We start from the raw sequence: 9,773 nt of genomic DNA, 5'->3' as shown, positions 1-9,773 counted from the left end.
CCCGGAACCGACCCGTCCGCCCCGCTCCAGAAGGACTCCCCGTGACCGTGACCAAGGACCTCTACGAACTCGGCGACGCCCCACCCCTCGGCACCGCGCCGAAGCGGATGTACGCCTCCCTGATCCGCCAGGAACGCTACGGCCGGCCCGTGGACGCCTTCCGTACCGAAGTGGTGGACGTCCCGCCCGTGGGCCCCGGACAGGTGCTCGTCAAGGTGATGGCCGCCGGCGTCAACTACAACAACGTGTGGGCGGCACTCGGTGAGCCGCTCGACGTGATCGCGGCCCGCCAGAAGCAGGGGGCCGCCGAGGACTTCCACATCGGCGGCTCGGACCTGTCGGGCATCGTCTGGGCGGTCGGTGACGGCGTGCGCCTGAAGCCCGGTGCCGAGGTGGTCGTCCTGGCCTGCCGCTGGGACGAGTCGGCCCAGGACATCCGGCTGGGTGCCGACCCGGTGACCTCCTCCACCCAGCGGGTCTGGGGGTACGAGGAGAACTACGGTTCGTTCGCCCAGTTCGCCGTCGTCGACGAGTACATGTGCCACCCGAAGCCACAGCGGCTCTCCTGGGCGGCGGCCTCCTGCTACATGGCCACCGCGGCGACCGCCTACCGTCAGCTCTTCGGCTGGGAGCCGCACACCGTGCGGCCCGGCGACCCGGTCCTGATCTGGGGCGGCGCCGGCGGCCTCGGCAGTATCGCCATCCAGCTCGTGCGCCATGTCGGCGGGATCCCCGTGGCCGTGGTCTCCAGCGAGGAGCGCGGCGAGTTCTGTATGCGGCTCGGGGCGAAGGGGTGGATAGACCGGCGCGAGTTCGACCACTGGGGCCGGCTGCCGGACACCACCGACGAGGAGGCGATGAAGAAGTGGCTGGACGGCGCCCGCGCCTTCGGCCGCCGCTTCTGGGAGGTGCTCGGGGAGCGCCGCGCGCCGCGCATCGTCCTGGAGCACTCGGGTGCCGACACCATCCCGACCTCGATCTACATGGCCGACAACGCGGGCATGGTCGTGGTCTGCGGCGGCACGACCGGCTACAACGGCGACGTGGACCTGCGGTTCCTGTGGATGCGGCAGAAGCGCCTGCAGGGCTCGCACGTCGCCAGCGCCCGTGAGGCGCGCGAGATCACGCGGCTGATCGACCAGGGCACGATCGACCCCTGCCTGTCGCGGACGTTCGGCTTCGAGGAGATCGGGCTGGCCCACCAGCTCATCCACGACAACCAGCACCCCTCGGGCAACATGGCGGTGCTGGTGAACGCCACCGGGTAGCGCCGGCCGGCACGTACGAGGGCCGGTACCCCCACCGGGGTACCGGCCCTCGTCTCTTCTCCGGCGGAGCGGTGCCGGGGGCTCAGGCTCGCAGCGCCTTCTTGAGGATCTTCCCGGCGGGGTTGCGGGGCACCCGCTCGATGAACTCGAAGGACCGGGGCCGCTTGTACGGGGCCAGGTTCTCGCGGACGTGCGCCAGCAGGGTGGCCGTGGTCGTCCCCTCATCGACGACGACGTAGGCGAGCGGGACCTCGCCGTAGTCCTCGTCGGGCACGCCGACGACGGCCGCGTCGCGGACCTGCGGATGGGCCGTCAGGGCGCGTTCGATCTCCGAGGGGTAGACGTTCTGGCCGGCCCGGATGATGACGTCCTTGCTGCGGTCCACCAGGTGGATGCGTCCGCCCTCGTCGATGAAGCCCAGATCGCCGGTGCGGACCCAGCCGTCGGCCGTGACCTCCTCGGTGGACTCCGGGTCGTTCCAGTACCCCTGCATGACGCCGGGTCCCCGGGCGACGATCTCGCCGATCTCGCCGCGCTCCACCTCCCGCCCGTCCTCGCCGACGGCGCGGGCGGACATGCCGGGGACGACGCGTCCGCAGGGGATGCGCGCGGTGACGTCGCCGGGCTCGGGGTGCTCGTCCGGCCCCAGGGTGACGAAGGGACCGCCGACCTCGGTCATGCCGTACACCTGGCGGAAGCCGCAGCCGAGCCGTTCGACGGCCTCCGCGTACACGTCGAGCGGCATGGGTGCGGCGCCGTACAGGATCTCCCGCAGGGAGCCGAGGTCGGTGCGGTGGGAGCCCTTGGCCTGGAGCATGAACCGCACCATCTGCGGGACCATCCACATGTGGGTGGCCCGGTTCTCCTCCACCGCGGCGAGAGCGCGTTGCGGGGTGAAACCGGGCATCAGCACGATGGTGGCGCCCGCGGCCATGTAGGTCAGGGAGACGACCATGCTGCCGTGGTACAGCGGGCAGCAGTTGACCATCACGATGTCGTCCGTGGGGCGGGCGAGGACGAGCCAGCCGAGGGCGATGGCGCGGAAGGAGCCGCCGTCGACGGTGACGCCCTTGGCCTGTCCGGTGGTCGCGGAGGTGTGCAGGATCGCGACGGGGTCGGTGTCGGCCACCTCGGGCAGCTCGACGGGCTCGTCCACCGTGCCGAGCGTGTCGAAGACGGGCTTGTCCAGCGGCATCCGGATACGCACGGAGGCGGGGAGCGAGGTGTGCCGGTCGAGCAGGGCGGACTCCCCGAGGACGGCGACGGCGCCGACCCGCTCGATGATGCCGGCGACCTCGGGGACGGCCAGACTGTGGTTGAGCGGCACGAAGAGCGCGCCGAGCCGGGCGAGGGCGAAGTAGCTCTCCACCACCTCGATCCGGTCCTGGGCGAGGACGGCGACCCGGTCACCGCGCCGGATTCCGACGGCGGCCAGGCCCCGGGCGAGTTCGACCGTGCGGTCGTGGAACTGGTCCCAGGTGACGCTACGCCGCTCGTCGACGAGGGCGGTGCGGTCGGGGTGGCACTGGCGGTTGCGCTCCGCCAACTGGGTCAGCCACATCAGGCACCGCCGGCCGTCCCGGCCGTCGTGCGCTCGGCGACGAACCGCTCGTAGTCGGCGATGGTCCGCAGTTCCTCCATGTCGTCCCCGGTGATCTCCACTCCCGTGCGCTGTTCGACCAGGAGGACCAGGCGCACCAGGTCGCCCGAGTCGATGCCGCTGCCGGCCAGGTCGACGTCGTCACCGAGGGTCTCGGCGTACTCGGTGGTGCCGGTGAGTTCGACCAGCAACTCCCTGATGGTGCTCATGCCTTCTCCTCTTCACTCAGCCGCGGCCGTCCGCCGGTCCCGGCCACACACGCGTGTTGTCGCAGAGGAAGAGGCGCGAGGAGGCGGCGGCAATCCCCCGGCCTCGTGGTGACGCTCGTCACGCGCCGGATCGGGAGGGCGGGGGATAGCGGGCCGGGGCGGACGCCTCTTCCCGGGTACGGAGGTTCCGCCCTTGGCAGCAGAGGATGTGATGCAGGTGCCCAGGCAGCACGCGCAGACCGCCGTCGCGGTCCGCGACACCGGTCCGGTGTGGCCCCGGCCCGGGGACGGGGCCGTATGACCGGCGCACCGGCGCGGGCGACGGCCTCCCCCGCCGCCGACGAAGAGGCGGCGTCGCAGGCCCGGCTCACCGCCGAGTTCGAGGCGCTGCTCGCCGAGGGGGAGACGGTCGAGCCCCGGGACTGGATGCCGGACGGCTACCGCCGCATGCTGATCCGGCAGATCGCCCAGCACGCGCACTCCGAGATCATCGGGATGCAGCCGGAGGGCGCCTGGCTGACCCGGGCACCGTCGCTGCACCGGAAGTCCGTCCTGCTGGCGAAGGTCCAGGACGAGGCGGGCCACGGCTTGTACCTGTACTCGGCGGCCGAGACGCTGGGCGTGGACCGCGCGGAGTTGCTGGCGGCGCTGCACCGCGGCCAGCAGCGGTACGCGGCGACCTTCAACCACCCGGCACTGACCTGGGCGGACACCGGGGCCGTCGCCTGGCTGACGGACGGCGCCGCGGTCATCAACCAGGCGCCGCTGTGCCACACCTCGTACGGGCCCTACGCGCGGGCCATGCGCCGGGTGTGCCAGGAGGAGGCGTTCCACGTGCGGCAGGGGTACGACCTGATGAAGGCGCTCTGCGAGGGCACGCCCGCGCAGAAGGCGATGGCGCAGGACGCGGTGGACCGCTGGTGGCTGCCGGCGGTGGCGCTGATGTTCGGGCCGCCGGACACGGACGCGGCGGGCGGCGACGCCAAATCGGCCGCGCTGGGGGCGGCGGTCTCCCGCCGGGCCATCGCCTGGGGCATCAAGCGGCACACCAACGACGAACTGCGCCAGCGGTTCGTCGACCACTGCGTGCCGCAGGCGGAACGCCTCGGCCTGACCCTGCCCGACCCCGGCATCGGCTGGAACGAGGAGCGCGGGCACTACGACTTCGGTCCGGTCGACTGGGAGTTGTACCGGGGCGCACTGGGCGACGACACGCACACCGCCCGGCAGCGGCTGGCCCACCGGGTCGCCGCGCACGAGGACGGCGCGTGGGTCCGGGAGGCGGCCGCCGCGTACGCGGCGCGGCAGTCCGGTGCGGACACGGCGGGCACGAGCACGGAGGCGGTGGCGTGAGCGGGTCGGCGGAGGGCGCCCCGGCGTCCTGGGAGGTGTTCCTGCGGCCCCGCCGCGGGCTGTCCCACCAGCACGTGGGTTCGGTACGGGCGAGCGATCCCGACATGGCGCTCTCCCACGCCCGCGACCTGTACACCCGGCGCGGCGAGCCGCTGTCGCTGTGGGTCGTGCGCTCGGACACGGTGTACGCGGCGTCGCCGGACGAACGCGACCCGTTCTTCAGCAACGCGCCGCACAAGCCGTACCGCTACCCGGAGGAGTTCGTACCGCTGTCGGAAGGGGGCGAGGGCGATGACTGAGACGGTGACCGGGTCGACCCGGCAGGGTACGGACGCCGCGCTGGCGCGGTACGCGGTGCGGCTCGGCGACGACGCGCTGGTGCTCGCGCAGCAGCTGTGCCGGTGGATCACCAGGGCGCCGACCGTCGAGGAGGACCTGGCGCTCTCCAACATCGCGCTCGACCTGGTCGGCCATGCCCGGACACTGCTGACCATCGGCGGGCGCCTGGACGGCACCGGCCGCACCGAGGACGACTTCGCGTTCCTGCGCACGGAACGGGAGTTCACGAACGCGCTCCTCGTCGAGATCCCGGACGGCGACTTCGCCGGAACGGTGGCGCGACAGCTCGCCTACACGCACCACGCCGTGCTCCTGTACGAGGCCCTGGCCGCGAGTACGGACCCGGAGCTGGCGGCGTTCGCGGTCCGGGCGGCCAAGGAGGTCGCCTACCACCGGCGGCACGCCGACGACTGGGTGGTCCGGCTGGGCCTGGGCACCGCGGAGAGCGCGCGGCGGATGCGGGCCGGGCTGGAGCGGGTGTGGCCGTGCACGGCCGAACTGTTCGAGGAGGACGCGCTGGTGCGCGGGCTCACCGCGGCAGGTGCCGTGCCCGCACCGGGCCCGCTGCGCGAACGCTGGCACCAGGAGGTGGCAGCCGTGCTGGAGCGGGCCGGACTGCCGCTCCCCGCGCCGAAGTGGCACGCCACCGGAGGCCGCGACGGCCTGCACACCGAGGCGTTCGGCCCGCTGATCGCCGAACTCCAGTCGGTGCACCGGCAGTTCCCGGGAGGCACGTGGTGAGCAGTCCCCCGCACCCGGAGCCCTCCCCCGCCCCGCTGCCGGTGGCGGAGGTGGCGCGGCAGGTGGGCGAGGTGCCCGATCCGGAGCTGCCGATGATCGGCCTCGGCGACCTCGGGGTGGTCGAGTCCGTGGCGGTCGCGGACGACGGGAACCTCGAAGTGGCGATCCTGCCGACCTTTCTGGGCTGCCCGGCCCTGCCCGCGATCACCGCCTCCGTGCGGGAGGTGCTCGTGCGGTGCGGTCACCCCGAGGGCCGCGTCCGGCACGTGCTGGCGCCCGCCTGGAGTTCGGACCGGATCAGTGCGCGGGGCCGGTCCGCGCTGGCCGCGCACGGGATCGCACCGCCCGCGCCCTCGGACGCCCCCGAGCCCGTACGGCTCGGTCTCGGTACGCCCTGCCCGTACTGCGGTTCCCTGGCCACCCGTCCGCACAGCGCGTTCGGCCCCGCCCGCTGTCAGTCGATGCTCCACTGCGCCGGCTGCCGGGAGACCTTTCCCCTGATGACGGCGATGTGAGGCGACACCCCATGGACACTGCGGTTCCGAGGGCGGCGCAGGCGGCGCCGCCGCGCACCGGCTGGTACCCGCTGCCGGTCACCCTGCTGGACCGGCTCACCGAGGACACCATCGCGATCACCCTGGAGGTTCCGGACGGCCTGCGCGAGCGGTTCGCCCACCGGCCCGGTGCCCACGTCGTCGTCCGGCACCGGTCCGGCGGCCGGGAACTGCGCCGCAGTTACTCGGTGTGCCCGCCTCCCGAGGACCCGGCGGCGCTGCGGCTGGTGGTGAAGCGCAACACCTCCGACGGTTTCGGCGCCCACGCCATGGAGCGGCTCGCGGCCGGTGACCTCCTGGAGGTGGGTCCGCCCGCAGGCCACTTCGGGCTGCCGCAGGTACGCGGCGCGCACCATGTGCTGATCGCCGGAGGCTGCGGCATCACGCCGCTGGCCCCGATGGCGGCGGCCGCCCTGCGGGAGGACCCGACGTGCCGGGTCTCCCTGGTGCACGCGGCGCGCACGGCCCGCGGCGCCCTGCTGGCCGACGAGACTGCCGTGCTGAAGGACGCGTACGTCGACCGCTTCACCGCGCTGTACGTGCTCTCCCGCGAGCGGCGCGAGACCGAGTTGTTCAGCGGCCGGATCGACGCGGACCGGCTGACGCGGCTGCTGACCCTGCTGGGCGCCCGGCCCGGCCCCGCGACCCGGTTCGCGGTGTGCGGACCGTACGGCCTGGTGGAGACGGTCCGCTCCACCCTCGAGAGGTGGGGGGCCGAGCCGGACACCGTCCGTTTCGAGCTGTTCTCCACCGACGGGGCGCCGCCGGAGCCGGAGCCCGAGGCCCCCGCCGTCCGCCAGGGGCGGGTCACCACCGTGCTCGCCGGGCGCACCGGCACGGTGACGACGGCACCGGAGGACACCACGCTCCTCGACACCGTGCTGCGGTCCCGCCCCGACGCGCCCTACGCCTGCCGTGACGGGGTGTGCGGGAACTGCCGCGCCAAGGTCGTCCGGGGGGCCGTGGCCCTCGGCCGGCAGCACGCGCTGGACGCGGCCGACCTCGCGGCGGGCTACACCCTCGTGTGCCGGGCCCGGCCGCACACCGCCGACGTGACGCTCGACTTCGACGCCTGAGTCCCCCTTCCACCCCTTCCACGAGGAGAGTCCCATGACCACCACCCAGCGGCACCAGGGCAGAACCGCACTCGTCACCGGCGGCAGCCGGGGCATCGGCCGCGCCATCAGCCGGCGGCTGGCCGCCGAGGGCGCTCTGGTGGCCGTCCACTACGGCCACGACCACGCGGCGGCCGAGCGGACGGTCAAGGAGATCGAGGCGGACGGTGGGCGCGCCTTCCCCGTCCACGCGGAACTGGGCGTGGACGGGGACGCCGCCACGCTCTGGGCGGCCTTCGACGAGGCGCTGTCCGGGACGGGTTCCCGGCCGGGGCTGGACATCCTGGTCAACAACGCCGGCATCACCCTGCCCCGTCCCATCGCCGCGGTCACCGAGGAGGAGTACGACCGGGTCTTCGCGGTGAACACCCGGGCGCCGTTCTTCATCGTCCAGCGCTCCCTGGAGCGGCTGCGTGACGGCGGCCGGATCATCAGCATCTCCTCCGCCGCGACGCAGACCGCCTACCCGGCGATCGTCGCCTACTCGATGAGCAAGGGCGCCCTGGACGTGCTCACGCCGGCCCTCGCCAAGCAGCTGGGCCCGCGCGGCATCACGGTCAACACGGTCGCGCCCGGCTTCACCGAGACCGAGATCAACCCGACGCTGAGCAACCCGGAGATCCGCAAGGCCCTCTCCTCGGCGTCGGTCTTCGACCGGCTCGGCGCCCCCGCCGACATCGCCGACGTCGTCTCCTTCGTGGCGAGCGACGAGGCCCGCTGGGTCACCGGGCAGTGGATCGACGCCACCGGCGGTGTCGGCCTCGGTCTGTGACCGGCCGTCCCCGCGCCCCACACCGGTCTGTTCCTAGGAGCCCCGATGAACGACGGCCCGTCCGCTCTCGCGGATCCCGCCGAGGACACCCCGCTGACCCGATCCTTCTCCGGCGCCAGCCCCTACGAGGAGTACGTCCACGCCTCCGTCCTCAACACCCTGCAACAGCCCCTCACCGAAGCCGCCGACGAGATGGGATTCCTCGTCACCACGCAGGTGATGGAGTTGTGGTTCACCCTGATCGTCCACGAGTGGCGCACGGCGCGGGAGGCGTTCGTCAAGGACGACCTGCCCGCCGCGCTCGACGCCCTGGTCCGCAGCCGGCGCGCCCTGTCCGCGCTCAACGACTCCTGGCAGCCGATCGCCGCGCTGACGCCCCGCCAGTTCGAGGGATTCCGGACCGCGTTCGGCCGGGCCTCCGGTTTCCAGTCGGCGATGTACCGGCACATCGAGTTCCTGCTCGGCGAGAAGTCGCAGTCCCTGGTGAACGCCCATCGCGGGGACCCGGCCGTCCACGAGGCACTGCGCGACGCCCACCGCGAGCCGTCCCTCTACGACGAGGTGCTGTGCTTCCTGCACCGCCAGGGCCTGCCCGTGCCCGCGCACGTCCGCGAACGCGACGTCTCCCTCTCCTACACCTCCGACCCGGCCGTGGTGGAGCTGTGGCGCGGCGTCTACGCCGGATCGCCGTACGAGGCACCGGCCCAGCTCGCGGAGGCGCTGACCGACATCGCCGAGCTGGTCGCCCGCTGGCGGTTCGACCACCTGATGGTGGTGCGCCGGGCCATGGGAGCCAAGCCCGGCAGCGGGGGCACCGCCGGAGTGGCCTACCTGGAGCAGCGCGCCCGGCGTGTGGTCTTCCCCGAGCTGTGGGAGGCACGCGGTGCGCTCTAGGGTCATCTCCGCGTTCGCGGCGGAGGAGGAGAAGCGTGTCCTCAGCCTGAAGCCGGTACTGGCGCCCCATCACGGCAGGTACGGCGACCACCCGCACCAGGTCTACGACGCCTGGCCGGCCGAGGACCCGGACGCTCCGCTGGTGATCCTGCTGCACGGCGGGTACTGGCGGTACGACCGGATGCATCTGACACCGTTCGCCGCCTACCTGGCCGGGCAGGGGCTCTCCACGGTGCTTCCCGGCTTCCGCAGGTCGGGCGGGGCGGGGGGATACCCCGAGACCTTCGACGACGTCGCCCGCCTCGTGGACACGCTGCCCGGGGGGCGGCCGTACATCCTCGCCGGGCACTGCTCGGGCGGTCATCTGGCCCTGTGGTGCGCGGCCCGCGGGCTGCTGCCGCCCGGGTCGCCGTGGCACACCTCCACGCTCCCCACGGGTGTCCTCGCCCTGGCGCCGCTCACCGACCTCGCGGCGACCCGCCGGGACGGGCTGAGCGACGACGCCGCGCTGCAACTGATGGGCGGCGAGGAGGGGTTCGCCGCACACATGGCGTCCGTGGACCCGCTCACCCTGCTCAGCGGCGCGGGGACGACGGGGGTACCGACCGTGCTGCTCCACGGCGAGGTGGACGAGGAAGTGCCGCTGACCCAGTTCTCCGACTACGCCGCCGTCCACCACGACCTGCACACCGTCGTCCTGCCGGGCACGGGGCATTACACGCTCATCGAGCCGGGCGCGCCGGCGGCCCGCGAGGTCGCCGACACGCTGTGGCGGATGGCACGCGAGGAGGGGCCGGGCACCACGGCGGGCCCCACGGACCGGCGGGCCAGGGCGAAGGAGTCCGGCCCCACCTGACGCCCGGACCACCGATCCGGGCGGGCCGGTCCCGACGGCGCCTCGCCGGGGCCGGCAACCTGGGGTGCGGCC

11 protein-coding genes are annotated in these 9,773 nt (G+C 73.4%); 9 read left to right on the top strand and 2 right to left on the bottom strand.

Annotated elements, in window-relative coordinates:
- The first annotated feature begins 41 nt into the window (after positions 1-41).
- A complete protein-coding gene (gene ccrA, locus ACSLIC_RS26335; RefSeq protein ID WP_436740195.1) occupies positions 42-1,268 on the top strand; it encodes a crotonyl-CoA carboxylase/reductase in 1,227 nt (408 codons plus the stop codon).
- Between the two features lie 82 nt (positions 1,269-1,350).
- Here ccrA and ACSLIC_RS26330 read toward each other — a convergent pair whose 3' ends face one another.
- Positions 1,351-2,829 carry a class I adenylate-forming enzyme family protein gene (locus tag ACSLIC_RS26330; protein WP_436740194.1) on the bottom strand — a complete coding sequence of 493 codons (1,479 nt, stop codon included), beginning with the start codon at positions 2,827-2,829 and terminating at the stop codon, positions 1,351-1,353.
- Positions 2,829-3,077 (bottom strand): acyl carrier protein, encoded by a 249-nt coding sequence (locus ACSLIC_RS26325; protein ID WP_030696831.1) that lies wholly within the window; start codon positions 3,075-3,077, stop codon positions 2,829-2,831. Before ACSLIC_RS26325 ends, ACSLIC_RS26330 begins: the two co-directional genes overlap by 1 nt.
- 297 nt (positions 3,078-3,374) lie before the next feature.
- Between ACSLIC_RS26325 and paaA the strand changes: the two genes are divergently transcribed.
- From paaA to ACSLIC_RS26285, 8 genes are read left to right on the top strand one after another with little or no spacing between them, the layout of a single operon-like run.
- Positions 3,375-4,430: a 1,2-phenylacetyl-CoA epoxidase subunit PaaA gene (gene paaA, locus ACSLIC_RS26320; protein ID WP_436740193.1), complete on the top strand. Its 1,056-nt coding sequence runs from the start codon at positions 3,375-3,377 to the stop codon at positions 4,428-4,430.
- Positions 4,427-4,729 carry a 1,2-phenylacetyl-CoA epoxidase subunit PaaB gene (paaB, locus tag ACSLIC_RS26315; protein WP_436740192.1) on the top strand — a complete coding sequence of 101 codons (303 nt, stop codon included), beginning with the start codon at positions 4,427-4,429 and terminating at the stop codon, positions 4,727-4,729. The genes paaA and paaB overlap by 4 nt, the downstream gene beginning before the upstream one ends.
- A complete protein-coding gene (paaC, locus tag ACSLIC_RS26310; RefSeq protein WP_436740191.1) occupies positions 4,722-5,510 on the top strand; it encodes a 1,2-phenylacetyl-CoA epoxidase subunit PaaC in 789 nt (262 codons plus the stop codon). Before paaB ends, paaC begins: the two co-directional genes overlap by 8 nt.
- Positions 5,507-6,025 (top strand): 1,2-phenylacetyl-CoA epoxidase subunit PaaD, encoded by a 519-nt coding sequence (gene paaD, locus ACSLIC_RS26305; protein WP_436740190.1) that lies wholly within the window; start codon positions 5,507-5,509, stop codon positions 6,023-6,025. Before paaC ends, paaD begins: the two co-directional genes overlap by 4 nt.
- 11 nt (positions 6,026-6,036) lie before the next feature.
- Complete coding sequence (locus ACSLIC_RS26300) at positions 6,037-7,140, top strand: 2Fe-2S iron-sulfur cluster-binding protein (protein ID WP_436740189.1); 1,104 nt, start codon at positions 6,037-6,039, stop codon at positions 7,138-7,140.
- Between the two features lie 34 nt (positions 7,141-7,174).
- The gene (locus ACSLIC_RS26295; protein ID WP_436740188.1) at positions 7,175-7,951 is read left to right on the top strand and encodes an SDR family oxidoreductase; all 777 of its coding nucleotides are present in this window, start codon (positions 7,175-7,177) and stop codon (positions 7,949-7,951) included.
- Positions 7,952-7,996: 45 nt separating this feature from the next.
- The gene (locus ACSLIC_RS26290) at positions 7,997-8,845 is read left to right on the top strand and encodes a tryptophan 2,3-dioxygenase (protein ID WP_436740187.1); all 849 of its coding nucleotides are present in this window, start codon (positions 7,997-7,999) and stop codon (positions 8,843-8,845) included.
- Positions 8,835-9,701, top strand: a complete 867-nt coding sequence (locus tag ACSLIC_RS26285; RefSeq protein WP_436740186.1) for an alpha/beta hydrolase family protein — start codon at positions 8,835-8,837, stop codon at positions 9,699-9,701. The genes ACSLIC_RS26290 and ACSLIC_RS26285 overlap by 11 nt, the downstream gene beginning before the upstream one ends.
- Positions 9,702-9,773 lie beyond the last annotated feature (72 nt).

It is taken from the genome of Streptomyces sp. BBFR102, assembly GCF_051397025.1.
In the GTDB taxonomy this organism is placed as follows: domain Bacteria; phylum Actinomycetota; class Actinomycetes; order Streptomycetales; family Streptomycetaceae; genus Streptomyces.
Note: the sequence above shows the minus strand (reverse complement) of the source record. Positions and strands in the feature narration are given on the sequence as shown.

What these genes read in the sequence shown, in the direction of transcription:
- paaC (WP_436740191.1), top strand. Translation starts at nt 4,722, where the DNA reads ATGACTGAGACGGTGACCGGGTCGACCCGGCAGGGTACGGACGCCGCG.
- ACSLIC_RS26295 (WP_436740188.1), top strand. Translation starts at nt 7,175, where the DNA reads ATGACCACCACCCAGCGGCACCAGGGCAGAACCGCACTCGTCACCGGC.
- ACSLIC_RS26325 (WP_030696831.1), bottom strand. Translation starts at nt 3,077, where the DNA reads ATGAGCACCATCAGGGAGTTGCTGGTCGAACTCACCGGCACCACCGAG.
- ACSLIC_RS26300 (WP_436740189.1), top strand. Translation starts at nt 6,037, where the DNA reads ATGGACACTGCGGTTCCGAGGGCGGCGCAGGCGGCGCCGCCGCGCACC.
- ACSLIC_RS26330 (WP_436740194.1), bottom strand. Translation starts at nt 2,829, where the DNA reads ATGTGGCTGACCCAGTTGGCGGAGCGCAACCGCCAGTGCCACCCCGAC.
- ACSLIC_RS26290 (WP_436740187.1), top strand. Translation starts at nt 7,997, where the DNA reads ATGAACGACGGCCCGTCCGCTCTCGCGGATCCCGCCGAGGACACCCCG.
- paaA (WP_436740193.1), top strand. Translation starts at nt 3,375, where the DNA reads ATGACCGGCGCACCGGCGCGGGCGACGGCCTCCCCCGCCGCCGACGAA.